The organism is Silicimonas algicola, from assembly GCF_003148765.1.
Classification (GTDB): Bacteria; Pseudomonadota; Alphaproteobacteria; order Rhodobacterales; family Rhodobacteraceae; genus Silicimonas; species Silicimonas algicola.
Genome location: NZ_QGGV01000008.1, coordinates 140996 through 155689, shown reverse-complemented (window position 1 = coordinate 155689; position 14694 = coordinate 140996). Strand labels below are relative to the sequence as shown.

General features: G+C 56.8%; 11 protein-coding genes and 1 tRNA gene. 4 read left to right on the top strand and 8 right to left on the bottom strand.

What is annotated here, in order from left to right:
- From hflK to rpiA, 3 genes are all read right to left on the bottom strand, one after another.
- A complete protein-coding gene (gene hflK / locus C8D95_RS16410) occupies positions 1-1101 on the bottom strand; it encodes an FtsH protease activity modulator HflK (protein WP_109760271.1) in 1101 nt (366 codons plus the stop codon).
- A gap of 61 nt (positions 1102-1162) precedes the next feature.
- A complete protein-coding gene (locus C8D95_RS16405; RefSeq protein ID WP_206508451.1) occupies positions 1163-2620 on the bottom strand; it encodes an FAD-dependent oxidoreductase in 1458 nt (485 codons plus the stop codon).
- Positions 2620-3405, bottom strand: coding sequence for a ribose-5-phosphate isomerase RpiA (gene rpiA, locus C8D95_RS16400; protein WP_109760270.1), 786 nt, complete (start codon positions 3403-3405; stop codon positions 2620-2622). The genes C8D95_RS16405 and rpiA overlap by 1 nt, the downstream gene beginning before the upstream one ends.
- A 119-nt stretch (positions 3406-3524) precedes the next feature.
- Between rpiA and C8D95_RS16395 the strand changes: the two genes are divergently transcribed.
- The 4 genes from C8D95_RS16395 to C8D95_RS16380 all read left to right on the top strand — a co-directional run bounded on the left by C8D95_RS16395 (position 3525) and on the right by C8D95_RS16380 (position 7299).
- A tRNA-Leu gene (locus C8D95_RS16395) sits at positions 3525-3609 on the top strand.
- Between the two features lie 184 nt (positions 3610-3793).
- Positions 3794-4183, top strand: a complete 390-nt coding sequence (locus C8D95_RS16390; protein WP_109760269.1) for a hypothetical protein — start codon at positions 3794-3796, stop codon at positions 4181-4183.
- Between the two features lie 276 nt (positions 4184-4459).
- Positions 4460-6490 (top strand): ATP-binding protein, encoded by a 2031-nt coding sequence (locus C8D95_RS16385; RefSeq protein WP_241239822.1) that lies wholly within the window; start codon positions 4460-4462, stop codon positions 6488-6490.
- 83 nt (positions 6491-6573) lie between these two features.
- Positions 6574-7299: a nuclease-related domain-containing protein gene (locus C8D95_RS16380; protein ID WP_109760317.1), complete on the top strand. Its 726-nt coding sequence runs from the start codon at positions 6574-6576 to the stop codon at positions 7297-7299.
- 536 nt (positions 7300-7835) lie between these two features.
- Here C8D95_RS16380 and C8D95_RS16375 read toward each other — a convergent pair.
- The 5 genes from C8D95_RS16375 to C8D95_RS16365 all read right to left on the bottom strand — a co-directional run bounded on the left by C8D95_RS16375 (position 7836) and on the right by C8D95_RS16365 (position 14201).
- Complete coding sequence (locus C8D95_RS16375; protein WP_109760268.1) at positions 7836-8576, bottom strand: recombinase family protein; 741 nt, start codon at positions 8574-8576, stop codon at positions 7836-7838.
- Between the two features lie 456 nt (positions 8577-9032).
- Entirely contained in the window at positions 9033-9356 is a 324-nt protein-coding gene (locus tag C8D95_RS21790) for a hypothetical protein (RefSeq protein ID WP_146203006.1), read from the bottom strand.
- 79 nt (positions 9357-9435) lie between these two features.
- On the bottom strand, positions 9436-9651 hold the full coding sequence (locus tag C8D95_RS16370) for a hypothetical protein (RefSeq protein WP_109760267.1): 216 nt from the start codon (positions 9649-9651) through the stop codon (positions 9436-9438).
- A 264-nt stretch (positions 9652-9915) separates the two neighbouring features.
- Complete coding sequence (locus C8D95_RS22335; protein ID WP_126918522.1) at positions 9916-10203, bottom strand: hypothetical protein; 288 nt, start codon at positions 10201-10203, stop codon at positions 9916-9918.
- Positions 10204-10907: 704 nt separating this feature from the next.
- Positions 10908-14201: a hypothetical protein gene (locus C8D95_RS16365; protein ID WP_109760266.1), complete on the bottom strand. Its 3294-nt coding sequence runs from the start codon at positions 14199-14201 to the stop codon at positions 10908-10910.
- Between the last annotated feature and the right edge of the window lie 493 nt (positions 14202-14694).

Genomic DNA, 14694 nt, shown 5'->3' with positions numbered 1-14694 from the left:
TCAGTTTCCTCCGCCGTCGGCAGGCGCGTTGCGGCGCAGTTCGTTCAGCGGCAAGTATGGCACGACGCCCTCCCCACCACTTACGTTCTCGTCGAGGATGATCTTGTCGACGTCGCCAAGCACCTTTTCGAGCGTCTCGATGTAAAGGCGGCGGCGCGTCACGTCCGGGGCCTGCTGATACTCGTTCAGGACGGCGAGGAAGCGACTCGCCTCGCCCAGAGCGTCGTTCACGACCTGGGCGCGATAGCCCTCTGCGTCCTCGAGCACCTGCGCGGATTGACCCCGCGCCTCGGCAAGGACGCGGTTTGCATAGGCGTCCGCCTGGCGTTCAAGCCGGTCGCGTTCCTGCTCTGCGGCCTGCACGTCGCGGAAAGCGTCGATGACCTCGTTCGGAGGGTCGGCCTTGTTGAGGTTGACGCGAACGACGTTGATCCCGGCCTGATAGCTGTCCAGCGTCGCCTGGATCAATTCCTTCGCGCGCTGTGCGGTCAGCGCGCGGTCGCGGTTCAGGAGAGGCGCCAGTTCAGATCCCGCCACGATCTCGCGCATGGCGGATTCGGAAACCGCGCGCACTGTCTCGGGGCCGTCGCGAAGGTTGAAGAGGTACTCGGCAGGATTGGTGATGTTCCAGACCACCTGGAAGTCGATATCGACGATATTTTCGTCGGTGGTCAGCATCAGGCCATCGTCGCCGTCGCGGCCCATTCCGATGTCTTCGGATTGTTCGCGGGTGACAGGTATGACCTCGTAGGTGACCAATGGCCAGGGCGCGAAGTTGAGGCCGGGATCGCCGATCCCGCTTTGCTCGCCGAGGAACAGTTCGACCGATCTTTCTTCCGGCCGAACGGTGTAGAACGAGGCGAAGGCCCAGACCGCCAGCAGCGCCAGAGCGCCGAGGCCGATGGTCCCCTTCGAGAGGCCCGGTCCGTCGCCGCCGCGATTTCCGCCGCCGCGACCGCCCATGAGCACCTTCAGGCGCTCCTGTCCGCGCTTCATGATTTCGTCGATCTCGGGAATTTGCGGGCTGTCCCTGTCGGGCCGCCGCGGGCCGCGATCGTCGCCGCCGCCGCCGCCCCAGGGTCCGCCATTCTTACCGGCCATGCGTGGTCCTTTGTCCGTTTTCTGTCCTTGACGTGCTACCTGATCGTTCCAGCATTGATTTTCAAGCTGTTCTGACGGGAGCGTACATCGTCACCAGTTCCTCGGAAATGGTCGGGTGAACCGCCACGGTACGGTCGAAGTCCTCTTTCGTCAGCCCCGCCTTGACCGCGATGCCGACCATCTGGATCAACTCGCCCGCGCCGTCCGCGACGATGTGGCACCCCAGGACCTTCCGGCTGGCCTTCGAGACGACGAGTTTCATCAGCACTCGGTGCGGTCGTCCCGCGAAGGCCGACTTCATCGGGCGAAACGAGGTGCAGTAGACTTCGATCTCTTCCTGGTCGCGCGCCTGCTCCTCGGTCAGCCCCACGGTCCCCAGTTCCGGCTGCGTGAACACGGCAGACGGGACGAGGTCGTGATCCGGCTTCGTCGGATTGTCCTTGAAGACCGTTTCGGTGAAGGCCGCGCCTTCTCGGATCGCCACGGGGGTCAACTGAATGCGATCGGTCACGTCGCCGATGGCCCAGATCGACGGGACCGCCGTGCGGCTGTAGTCGTCGACCTCGATCGCGCCGCGGCGGTTCACCTTGACGCCCAGTTCCTCGAGTCCGAGGCCCTTCACGTTCGGTTGGCGGCCCGTGGCGAAGAGAACGTTGTCGAAAACCTGTTCCTTCCCGTTCGTCGCCTTGACCCATACGGGCTTGCCTGCTTCGGACGAGGGGTCGGTCTCGGGCTCCGGTCCGAGGCCCGAAGACCCTCCGAATTCCACCGGCGCGCCCATCTCGGCCGGACCCGACGGACGCGACGCGGCCGGACACATCTCGACGATGTTCGTGCCGAGGTGCAGATCGATGCCCTGCTCGCGCATGGCCTCGGCCAAAAGTCCTCGCGCCTCTTCGTCGAAGCCCCGCAGGATCTGCGCGCCGCGATAGAACTGCGTCACCTCGACGCCGAGACCGTTCAGGATGCAGGCGAACTCGCAGGCGATGTAGCCACCGCCGATGATGAGAAGGGACTTCGGAAGCTCTTCGAGAAGGAAGATGTCGTCCGACACCAGTCCCAATTCGGCGTTCTGCATGTCGGGCCGGACCGGATGGCCGCCCGTGGCGATGAGGATGTGCTTCGCCGTGATCGTCGCGCCCGTATCCAGCTCGACCTCGTTGGGCCCTGTCACCCTTGCCCGCGCATCGTGGATGACGACGTCGTTTCTCTCGAGGATGCCGCGATAGATCTGCTCGAGCCGGTCGAGCTCGGAGTGGAGCCGCGCGCGGAAGACGGGCCAGGCGAAGGTGCCGGGTTCGGCCGACCAGCCGTATTCATGGGCAAGCTTGACCTGCTCGCGGAACTCGGAGGCGAAGACCATCAGCTTCTTCGGCACGCAGCCGCGGATGACGCAGGTGCCCCCCATCCGGCTGTCCTCGGCCAGCGCGACGCGGGCGCCCGTTTCCGCTGCCGTGCGTGCTGCACGCACCCCGCCCGAGCCACCGCCGATGACGAAAAGATCGACGTCGAAGGCCATCAGTCGGCAATGTCGACGAACACGTTGTCCGTCGCCACCTCGTGGACCATCCGCCCGGTTTCGCCCGAGTTGATGTCGCGGGTCTCGACAGTGCCGTCGCCATGCCCGATCACGATGACGTCGCAGATGTCGATGAAGAGCCCGTTCTCGACCACGCCCGGCACCTGGTTCAGGATCAGCGCCAACTGCCGCGCATTGCCGATGCGGCCGAGGTGCAGGTCCAGGATGTGGTTGCCTTCGTCGGTGCGGAAGAGCGTGCCGTCCTTCATCCGCGGCACGGCCTTGTTGCCCATGACGTCCAGCCCCTCGAGCATTTCCTCTAGCAGCATCTTGGTCGTGTTCATGCCGAAGCCGACGACCTCGACGGGAAGGGGGAAGGCGCCCAGCTTCTCGACCCGTTTCGTCGCGTCCGCGATGACGATCATCCTGTCCGAGGCTGTCGCGACGATCTTCTCCTGCAGAAGAGCCCCGCCGCCGCCCTTGATGAGGTTCAGTTCGGCGTCGCACTCGTCCGCCCCGTCGATGGTCAGGTCGAGCCAGCGCGCCTCGTCGAGCGTGGCCACCGGTACGCCGACTTCCCGCGCGAGGGCGGCCGTGGACGAGGACGTCGGCACACCGACGATCTGCAAGCCTTCGTCGCGCACCCGCTCGCCAAGGCGCCGGACAAGCCAGGCCGCCGTCGATCCGGTGCCGAGGCCTACCTTCATGCCGCCCTCGACGTAGGTCGCGGCCTGCCGGGCGGCGGCATACTTCGCAATCTCCTGGGGGGACGTGGGACCGGTCATCTGCGCTCTCCGAAAGGTTCGCCAGACTTATAGGTAACTTGCGCATCGAGGGCGAGAGGGAAGGGCGAGGAAAATCCCCTCGCCAGGCGTAAGGGGAGTTGATACATGACGCCCCGGATGCGGGTGTGGCGAAACTGGTAGACGCACCAGATTTAGGTTCTGGCGCCGCAAGGCGTGGGGGTTCAAGTCCCTCCACCCGCACCATATTATAATCAAAAAGAAAATTTGGCTACAGCCCAGAAGAGCCGAGGGTGCGAGACTGCTACTGCTACAATTCTGCTACAGTCCGGTTCACGCCTGTAGCACGATGACATTTGACAAGCGAAGTGAACATTCGCAAAGATTTTGGACGAGATTTGTGATACACGATGAGCCATAGGAGCCATGCATGTTTCAGTACGAAGCCGTAAAGATCGTCGGAATGGACGCCGACAAAACAAGAACCTACGATGATAACGACTTGTTAGGAGTCCATCTTACACTGACGCGGGCACCTGATCGTCAGTGGATGGAAGACTTCAACGCCACTTGGCACAGTCACAGCCTAGGTCTTTTGAGGTCTGCTTCGATCAAAGACGGTGGGCTATTCATTCAATGTCTGCCGGACGAATTGGAGAACGAATACATGCCGCGTCTTCGAAAGGTTGTATCGGAAGTCGATGAACGTCAGCGGCTCACTGCGATGCGGGCCCACGAAGCCGCAGAGGCCAAATCTAAGGCGGACGTAAAGCAGCGATCCGAAATTTCGGAACTCGCAAAACGAATTAACAAGACGTAGCGCCTCGCATCGTACGCGCGACAAGCATCCTGTGCGCACGCTCTTCACCGTCAAAGCCGAAGACCTCCCAGACTTCGTAGAAGGCGGTGTTTGCCCCGTCAGGGGATCTGATGGCGGTGTTTGCGCTGGAACTTGAACTCTTTGCTCCTGCCCCAAGTTATTGTAGTAATGCAAAAAATTCGAATTTCGGAAGCGACTTTGCTTCTAACACAGAATCGCTAAAGTAGTGCACGTCATGTCCCATTCTCATGCACATTTTGGAAGAGGTCCTGCGAGTTGAAACACAAGACGATTGACTTAGCGTCCGAGGTTAAGCGCGCTGCGTTGCCCGATGGTCTCCACGGCTTTCTTTTCCCCATGTACGAAGGGATCTCAAACGCCCTTCACTCAATTGAAGACCGTTGGGAAGATGAGCTTGAAGAAAAGGGCCGCTTGGATGTGATTTTCAACGAACTCAAGCACGAGTTGGTAGTGGCCGACAACGGCAACGGGTTCGATGAAGGCAACTTATCGGCCTTTCTCACGCCATTGACCGGCAATAAGTACGATCGCGGCGGCAAGGGTTTTGGACGGTTCATGGCCTTCAAGGTCTACACAAAAGTTTTTTACTCCTGCGCTCAGAAGCAAGCCGATGGTACTATGACCAAAGGCTGTTATCGGTACGATCCATTCTCGGAGAATGACAACCTGATTGTCGTCAAGGAGACAGACGGCGCTGGTGCGCATCGCTATGACTCGGGCGTCACGATCTTGCTGCAGTCACCCAAAGCCGATTTCGAAGACTTCTTCATCTTGGAAGGGAAGGAACGCAAGCTCCACCACACTGCCGAAGACATCGTGTCTGCCGTACTGGATCATTTTCTGATCGATTTCATCCAAAAGAAAGTCCCGAAGCACTTCACCCTTTCGATCCAAGGGGCAGAGTTCAATCTATACAAGTACTTCCAAGAATCGCTTACAGTGGCAGGCAAGCGAACAGAGGAGTTGCGTATCGGAACGGAGACTGTCACATTCACATTCGACTACTTCAAGGTTGGTGAAGAGCACGCGAAGAAGCACCGCTTGTATTTCTATGCCAACAACCGGGCCGCTAGTGAGCTGGAAAATATTTCTTCAGGCCTCAACCCCAAGCCCTTCACTGAAAGCAACGGCGATGAAGAAGAGAGCTACTATTATCTAGTCGCCGTATCGAGCGACTTCTTGAAATCGTCTCAGTCACGCGACCGCATTACCAATCTCCATGGCAGAGTCGAGTATAACAAGTCTAAGAAATCAATTAAAGATCACCTTATTTCAATTGCCAAAGCGCATATCTTGGACCTTGAGCAAGGCTACACAACACGCCGAAGAACGAAGATGAAGGCTGAAGTTGATCACCTAATTGCGATTGATCCCCTGTTGCGTCGGGGCCTTGCAGGAAAGACGACCGAAGAGTTTGTGAGGAAACGAGGCATTACCGAAACCCGCGAACAATTGGCGCAGGACCTATTTGTTGAACGTTTCCGCCAGAAGTTTGATTTTACAAAGCTGGACAAGGACACAAGTATCGAAGACCTTGTTCACATAGTCCGAAACAAGATTCCCGAGGACGCAAAGGAAGCTCTTGCGGTTTATGTTGCATATCGGAACCACGTCATCCAAATCTTTCGTCAACTTCTCAATCGCGATGAAGATGGTCTTGCGACAGAAGACAAGGTCCATCAGCTAATCTACCCACGCTATCGCGATAGTGAACAAACCGATTACTCGTCTCATAACCTCTGGCTGATTGATGACGATTTGGCCTATGCCCGGTACATATCGAGCGACCGTACTCCCGAAGGAAACGCGCGCAAGAAGGGTGAATATGCACACGATCTGCTCATAAACAACGAGAATGAGCTTATGGTTGTCGAAATGAAACGCCCTCAGAAAAAGGATTACGACGGCGCGAGGGAAAGCGACACGAAGAACCCAGTAGATCAACTCAAGACTCAGATTTTGGATATCCGTGAGCGAGGCAAGGTTAAGACGTCCGGCGGGAGAGAGGTTGTCATTGACCCCGCTTCGATGGTTCGCGGATATATCCTTGCAGATTGGAACGATAAATTAGAACGCTACCTAAGATACGAGGACTTCATCCTGACCAATCTTGGCGGTCAAATGGCGTACCGCTATTACAAGGAACTAAATCTGATTATTGAGGTCTTGGCGTTCGACCGGCTGGTAGACCGGGCCAGCAATCGCAATGAGGCGTTTGTGAAGATGTTAGAAGGGCAGTCGAACTATGATCGGAAGCCCAAGACCGCGCTTTCCGCCGCTGAGTAGTGATGAAGGGATCATTTGCTTTACGCTCACCGTCGCCAAGACTGCTACTTTGGCGGAGCTAGGAACCAGACTGGTAATACGCCTTGGACGCATTCTTCGCGATACTTCTGTTCGGCCTTGTCGCGTTCGGGGTCTGGTACGTCGAGTCCCCCGGCTTCAAGGGTGCGGTCGGAGAGAACCGGGTCAATGCCGGTCTTCGAAGGCATCTGTCGGAAGAGTACCAGATCTTCGCTGACCTGACCCTTCCGTCACGCGGCGGCACAACGCAAATTGATCATGTTGTGGTCTCCCGGTTCGGTGTCTTCGTGATCGAGACGAAGAACATGAAGGGCTGGATCTTCGGTAGCGCTGATCAGGCGAGTTGGACGCAGATTATCCACGGGCACAAGACGCGGTTTCAGAACCCGCTCCGCCAGAACTACAAGCATGTGAAGGCGGTCGAAGAGGTGCTGGGAATAGACGGGCGTCGGGTACACAACCTCGTCATCTTCGCGGGCTCCGCCGAACCTCGAACGTCCATGCCTCTGGATGTCTCATGGAATGTGCAGGAGCTTGTTGGGTCTATCCTGTCCCGGCGACAGGTCCTTCTTGATGAAGGTCAGGTCGCTGCTATTTCAGCGAAGCTTTCCAGCCAGAACTTTCAGGCAAGTAAGGATAGCAAGCGAGCGCACATCCAAAACGTGAAGCAGTCAGCGGTCAGTTGTCCAAAGTGCAGATCGAAGCTCGAAGTACGGGTTAACAGACGGTCAGGGAACCAGTTTCTTGGGTGCTCCCAATACCCGAAATGCGATGGAACGCGGCCCCTGTGAAGCAGCTATGCAGCGCGTTCTATGGCGCTGCCAAGTCCGGCGCGAGAATCTGAATCTACTAAGAGCCGATCTAGCGTCCGATAGGAAAAGACGGGTTACCCACGGGTCCCTGTAGCGGCTGCGGAGCCGCCCCCTGTCGCGCTACGCGGCTAAGAATCCGTTCACATTGGCGCATACACCTACTGCGCGTGCCGGGCACCCCCAGAGGGTACCTCCCCTGCGGGTCCCCTGCCTCGTTACAAGCATGATCGGCTTCGCGCTAACGCGCGCACCCTAAAGCAGGACAGCCTGTCAGCGCCTCTCTCCGAGCCTGTGAAGACACGTGCGGCGTACGCGTCAGGCGTCATTGTCAGGCTGATAGTTGAAAGGGTGAGCGCGCGTTAGCGCGGCATTGGCGGTCCCGCTGACGCGGGCTTGGTATAGAGGGACATACTGACCGATGGCAGGCGGTCAGCTTCCTACAAGCAACAGGATGTTCAGCCAGAAGGCTGTGAGGGCGAGGGAGTAGAGACGTAGGAGCATGGTATATGCCCGCGTCAGCGGGCACCTTCTGCGTTGATAGTATGGCCCGCGTCAGCGGGCGCGGCAGGCTGATACACGCCAGCGCGTTCAAGCATCTGTCGAACAGAACCCGGATTGTAGACCTGCCCACTAGGTGCGTGATGCCCGAGCTTCCCTAGTTCTTCCGCGATATCGCGCAGGGAACGCCGCTGACCGGTCTTCGGGCTGCGCCTATAGAGACGACGGGCTTCCTGTATAGTCGCGTCAGGGACAGGCTTCCTGCCCTCGCAGGCCCGTCCTAGGGCGGCGCTACGGCGCTTCCTAGCCCCACGCAGACGGGCGACAAGCTGCTTGCGTTCGAATGCGCTGATCGCCCCGAGGATATCACGGACCAGTTCCGCCGTAGGCGTCTCTTCCGTGAAATAGTCGGGAGCAGTTGTCGGTATCAGTTCGACGCCGTGTTCCTTGAGCATACGATGTCCGAGGGTCTGCACGATAGGATCACGGGCAAAGCGGTCAGGGGACTCGCATAGGATCACGCGGGTACCGTTGGCGAGTACGGCGTCCAACAGCGCCAGCATGCCGGGGCGCTCGTCAATCGGATCAGCGCCGGATACGGCTGCGTCATAGAAGGTGCTTTCAATGATGTATCCGTTCGCGTCAGCGAAGGCCTCGATAGCAGCGGCCTGCCGTTTGTCGGAGTCCTTATCCGGGCCGGTGTTTGCGGCGCTTGAGGTGCGCATGTAGGCGAAGGCAGCGATCTTCTTAGCACTCATATCCGTTTTGCTAACTGAGGTTAGCCCTTCTTAGCGATTCTATTCCTAAGAAAAGTAACACTCTTCGGCGCGGATTTCAGCCCTGAATTTCGGAAACAATGGAGTTTGGTGCGGTTTTGACGCTGCCTTGAATCGTTAGTGCGGCACGCCGTCCGCCCTGTTGAGTTCGCGCGCAATCGCGATGGTTGAGGCATGCCAACATTTTTGCACATTTCGTTCACTATTTGGACGTTAAGTGCTTTTTTGCTATAACGAGGAGATCTTTGGCGATGATCGTGCGGCGGGCGGTGAAAGGGGGTTTTGTGAGCACTCGGGAATGACCGCTATGTGGACAAAGCAGACTTGGCCATTTCCGCAGAGGGCGCCCCTTCCTCCAGCCTTGGGCCATTCCGACAATCCAATCGTGAGCGGGACCGCCTGCCGCGCCATTGCAAAAGTTCAAGGAAACGGCGCGGTCTATTCCATAGAAACCAAAATTCCTCCGCAATCGTTACAACGGTCCATCTCACGGAAAATCTCATCGATCGCGGGCTCTTTGGCGAAAAAAGTCGTGCCGTCCCTCAGTTGAAACCCTACCCAGAGACTGTGTGATTGTGATACAAAAACAACGTTTCCTTCGTTCAAGACGCGTATTGCTTCGTTCCACGATATTGTGTTTTCCTGTTCCCAATCTTGATTTTCTGACACCTGCTCTGCACACGCTGCGAGCAGGAAAACTGCCAGTAGCGATCGAAACAGTAGTTGCATCACACTCACGCTCCAATTTGGCTGGACCGTCATCGATTCACTGAGTCCTTCCCATTCGGTACCCTCATTTGTGCCAGCAGTTGTCCTTGGGCCTTACTCGCTGACAGAGCTTTCAACCATCTAAGTCACCCTCGTCCTTGGACGCCTTCTTGATTATACGAAGATAGCCAATAGGGACGTCAAGAATTTTTTCCGAATTCCAGAATTCTACAACCACGACCATATCTGTGCGATCAAATGTGTGAATAATTCTGCCACGCTGACCGGAGCAAGCTTCCTCGAAGTCAGTAGAAAGCTCCACCTCGTCATATAAACCGAAGATGCTCATTTTGCGGAAAAACCCTGCAGTCAATCTGAAAACTCTGAACCTAGTACAATTTTGGAACACAAAGTCAACAGGCGCAAATAAGATCGCCAAAAACGTGGAAAATGATCTGGGTGATTGTGCCGGCCAGGCAAGCGGTCGTTCGTGAGTGGTGCAGCGTCGGTCAAAGAGGGCTCAAAGCTGCCGTTCGCTGCGGGTGCAGCGTTGCCGGTGTGCCTGAAGGTCTGCTATGCGGACAGAGCGGACGTCATCAGTACCAGTTGACTGTCAAAGCTTTGAGACGACAGACCGACCACGAACCATCTCCCAGAAATCCGCTTCTGACAGATTCAACTGATCATCATCAAGCAGTGAATACAGCTCGAATGTCGAGCTTCTACCATGGTAGTTAATACCCATGGCGTTACCTTCGAAAATGCAGTGCGCCTTACTAGCAAGCTGCTTTCTGAGGGTCTTTTCTACCGCTTCGCGATCCCATGTCGGTGTCTCTCTGTAAAAGGAGAATACAAGCGGCGGCAGTTCGCTTATCGGAATTTCTCTCTTTCGAGTTTTCACCAGCGTTCATCTCGCCTTCATGCCGTCATTTCTTGGTAACATCAGTCCCGAACGTTGTCACTCTGGGCTCATAGCAGACGTTCGCCTCACGTGAAGCCCGCTGACGCGGGCAAGTATATGCGGCGGCGTCACAGGTGTTCAAGGCACCACGTATGATGTCGGGGCGGCCCGCTGCACGATCGCTGCGCCGTAGGCTTAAGGGACCATGGTCCCGCTGACGCGGAGTTATGACGCGGGATACTGTACCGGGTCGGCAGCGTCATAGGTTGCCGCTCTAACTGTGTAAGCCCGCGTCAGCGGGCATGGCGGCGGCGTCACAGGTGGTCGTTCTATCAATTCTAACCGCGTGCGGTGCCGGGTTGGGGCGGTGCGCGGGGAGACGGGCTTGATTTGCGGGGAGTTGGGCGGATTCTGCGGGGAGTCGCGCGCGACACCCGCAAGATTTTCTCCCTAAAGATCAGTAACTTGACTGACATTTGCGGGGAGTGCGGAGAGTCGCGGCGCGAACGCGGAGGGCCGTGGAAAAAGATTCATTCTACCCTTTCAAAAGAATCTTTTTCTTCTCTGCTAAAAGAACCGCACTGACTCTCCGCACTCCCCGCAAGTGTCATTCAAGTATTTGTTTTCGTTCAGTAAAAAGTTGCGGGGAGTCGTGCCCAACTCCCCGCACGACTCCCCGCAAATCGCTGCGCACTCCCCGCAAATTACCCGCAGAGGCTCTTGAAGTCGGACCCGTCAGGGTCCGTGATCCACTTGGAAGAACCGGGCGCACGCATCTTGAGGCAATAGAAGTTGCATTTGCGGTGCGAGTCATAACCCACGTCAAACCCAATCTCTACCGTCACGAAGCCCGATCCCGCCTGACGGCGGGCCAATCGCGGCTTCTTGGCGAAGTTTTCGAAGCGACGACCGACGCGCTGAGGGTTGGAGTAAATGCCATCCACATAGTCCCACCCGTTGATCAGGATCGGCACCGGGTCAAGGTCCTTAGGACCATTGTTCAGAATGCCCATGATCGTGGGTTCCAACTTCCCGGTAACGTAGAACGTCTGTCCCGGCGAATACTCAGAAAGTGTGCTTGCCAATGTCTCAAGGCCATCCTCTTCGGCGTCCGTCGCAACCTCGCGAAGTTCGGCCTCATTGGTGTAGAAGCCTTCAATTCCAGCGTCACGGAGAACGCCACCGATACTCTCCAACCACTCGTCAAAGCCACCCTTGCGCAAGTCGCCTGCAAGCGGCTCGCGCCCCTTCGCGATCCAGTTCTGTATCAGGGTAAGACACGCCCAGACGATACGCGGACGGTTCTCCAGAACCCAACGCTTCAGATTGGCATGACGCCAGCCGCCACGCGTTTCAGGGCGCGCCATGCGTGCATCAAGTGCGATTAGGGTCATGCGGCGGATAAGCTCGTCAGACATGTTGACGTTGTTACCGGTGATAAGCCATGTTACTCTCACCTCGATTTCATCCACAGCACTGGCGTCGTTTTTGCCAAGCACGCGGGCATCAATCACGCCCTGTGCCAGTGCCATCGCCAGATCGTCGGAATCGAGATTGTCGGGAATATTGTCGAAGCAGAGATAAGATGCGCCGGAGCGCAGCTTGGCAATGATCGTCTTCCCGATCTCTTCCTTTCGCTTCGGGATCGTCATCATCGTGGCGTTCTTCCCGGTCCAGATGAGAGACGTGACGTCGAGAAGAAGCCCGGCACCAGTCCCCGGCGCAGGCTTGTTGACCAAGTGTCCCGGCGTCGGTCCATCGATCATGTCTCGCATGAAAGGGAGAACCACCATTCCAACGGTATTGGCGTAGGACGCGCTTTTTCCGTTCTCGATATCTTCTCGCGGCAGGCCGTCGAACGGAAAATCGCCGAAAACCTCAAGGAAGTGTTTGCGGCACTGGTCCAACTCATCATCAGTAGGTCTCGCGCTGACGCGCGGAACCTCAAATCCGGGCGGCAAGGCAAGGTAGGTCTTCGATCCCTCATGGTATCCCGGATTACTCACAAGGGCGCCGCCAGAGTCGAAGAAGGGTGTCGTCGCGATAACGCGCAGCGGCAGCGTGTACTTATCCAAGCTCTGATGATGGATGTTCTTTACCACATCATACGGCGGCGCGGTGCTGACCGTCTCACCGCCAGTCGATTTCTCGTACTTTACTTCGCGCGTAATAACTTCCGACAGACCGTCATAGGTCAGTGCCTTAACGGTAACGCTTCCGTCAGGGCGGCTACGCAGTTCGACCGGTTGTTCAAGGTAGCCAAAAAGGAAAGGGTCCGCTTCATTGGCTGTATTCAGGACACGCTTTGTCTCAGACACCAAGAACTCAAAACCGGAATCGATGTTCAGAACGCCATGCTTCTTGCGGCGTTTTTCTTTCTTGGCCTGCTTCCAGAGCTTGTTGACTTCGCGCTTGCCGAGCTTTGTATGCTTGACGATTACTTCCGTGATCGCACTCTGCATGCTCATGTCCGCGCCGTTCTTGGCCCATTTGGTGAGGTGCACCAACATTTCGGCGTCCGAGTTGTCGCCGAACGTGGCCGCGACTAGCAAAGGGTCGTCGGGTTGCGGTTCGTCTTCCAGTTCGGAGTCTTCTGCGGCCAAGTAATACGCATCATCATCCAATACGGATTCCTCGAACCAATTCTGGTCGAGCATTTCCTTGATGAATTCGAGCTTGTTGCGACTGGCGCACGCATCGTGGCGGCAGAATACGGTCCAGTACCCGTGTTCGGTTTCATCCGGGTTACGGGCCATGGTGCCGGTGCCGCCAGTGGAAGAGTGCTCATGTTCGAACGGGCATTCAATATGGCAGGTGCCAATGCGCTCGCCGCCCGCGACGCGGAGCTTGTCTTGGCAGTGATCTTCAAGGACGTCCACGACAAGGAAACGTTCCTTGTTTGTGGAATGCCAGTCGTTCAGCTTCCGCCCTGCAGGCGTCAGAAAAGTCTCCCGCTCCACGACCTCTTCAGTGCCCGCCGTGAAAGCATTGTCATCGCGGTTGTGTAGGTACGCGTTTTTGGAGTGCGGCGCGATATCTTCGAAGCGCAGCGGACGACCCCGGATGACCGCACAATAGGCGTCCGTACCTTTAGGGTGACGAGGCGTGAAGAAGAGACGGTTGACGTCACAACAGGTCGCGTCGAAGGTCACGCCTAGCGTATTCACGGCGAAACCTGTCACGGCGTCGGCCCACTTGTCCTTATATTGTGCCAAGGACAGAGCGAGGCGTTTCAGTTCGACCGGCTCCCAGAGAGGGACGATGACGCGGAATTTTTCCAGCGGCGGCGTCTTTACGATAGTGCGGAGCCCGTCAGCGGTTTGCTTACGGGCGTCCGTTACCTCGATTTGATCAATGAAGGACTCGTCGTAACGATCCTTGTGATGCGCGCGAAGATATTCCTGAACATGAATACGTGTGAGCGGGACTTTCAAGTCTAGCTTCCGAATGATGTCGTCATGTTTAAGCTCGATCACTTCCTTGCCGTCATTGTAGGAGGTGTAGACAAAGGCGAAGATGTCTTTGTCTAGGAGTGTGTCTATCACGCTGCCGAGCGTAGGCCCGGAGTCGATGTCGAGGCAGATTGCCTGCATCGTGGCGATGGCGCTATCCTTGCGCGCGCCGCCCAAGGCTTCGGCGAAGACAACAGACGCACCTTCCTTATGCTTGGAGGCGACGTGGTTCGAGAACCCTTTGTCAAGCCAATCCCCCCACGTCATGGTGACCGCTTTCCAGTCCCCGTCGCGTGTATTCCGGCGATCCCCTTGCCCGTACATGTCCCCTTTCATGAAGGTGGCGTTACGGCAGAGTAGGTCTTGCATTTCCTCGTTATCGTCGCCGAGGATTTCTGCGTCGTTCAGATACTGGAATTCTTCGCTATCGTTCGCGTCGCCGGTATCCAGCGCGTCAATTACGTCTTCGTTTTCAAGCGACTCTTGCGCCAGCAAGCCGTCTTGCACAGTGGGCATTACGATTTTGGAATGTACATTCTTACTCATATTCTCCAGTCTCTTTCGGCCCCTTGAGGCCATAGGTAATCGTTCGCGGAAAACCGCGTTGGATTGGTTGCTGTTGTTTAGGTGCATCTTTGCTGGGATACACCGATGGACCACTGGTCCGCTGGTTGCTACGTAGCCTCGAATCGAATCGGAGTCAAGCTCCCAGTTCGGATGGTCTACAAAAAAGTCAAGAACTTTGTGACATTCTGAGATAATTTGGCACATGACGCGCCTAACTATCTGTCATAAAAGTACTTTTTGCCCTCCGTAGTGGCTTGCACTCTGTCGGCTATGATGGTAGAAGAGGGACGCTGGGATACAGATAGGCGGCGTGCGGGATTTTCAGTCTCCCGTGCGTCGCCTTCTTCTCCCGACATCAGGACGTCAGGAAGCCTTCGTACAGCGCACCTCTAGTGTCGTGTCGAGAAGGCGGGAAAAAACCCGAATAATCCCTCTCACCCGGTCGCTCCAAGATGTAGCTGAGCACTTCTTC

What these genes read in the sequence shown, in the direction of transcription:
- hflK (WP_109760271.1), bottom strand. Translation starts at nt 1,101, where the DNA reads ATGGCCGGTAAGAATGGCGGACCCTGGGGCGGCGGCGGCGGCGACGAT.
- C8D95_RS16405 (WP_206508451.1), bottom strand. Translation starts at nt 2,620, where the DNA reads ATGGCCTTCGACGTCGATCTTTTCGTCATCGGCGGTGGCTCGGGCGGG.
- rpiA (WP_109760270.1), bottom strand. Translation starts at nt 3,405, where the DNA reads ATGACCGGTCCCACGTCCCCCCAGGAGATTGCGAAGTATGCCGCCGCC.
- C8D95_RS16390 (WP_109760269.1), top strand. Translation starts at nt 3,794, where the DNA reads ATGTTTCAGTACGAAGCCGTAAAGATCGTCGGAATGGACGCCGACAAA.
- C8D95_RS16375 (WP_109760268.1), bottom strand. Translation starts at nt 8,576, where the DNA reads ATGAGTGCTAAGAAGATCGCTGCCTTCGCCTACATGCGCACCTCAAGC.
- C8D95_RS21790 (WP_146203006.1), bottom strand. Translation starts at nt 9,356, where the DNA reads ATGACGGTCCAGCCAAATTGGAGCGTGAGTGTGATGCAACTACTGTTT.
- C8D95_RS16370 (WP_109760267.1), bottom strand. Translation starts at nt 9,651, where the DNA reads ATGAGCATCTTCGGTTTATATGACGAGGTGGAGCTTTCTACTGACTTC.
- C8D95_RS16365 (WP_109760266.1), bottom strand. Translation starts at nt 14,201, where the DNA reads ATGAGTAAGAATGTACATTCCAAAATCGTAATGCCCACTGTGCAAGAC.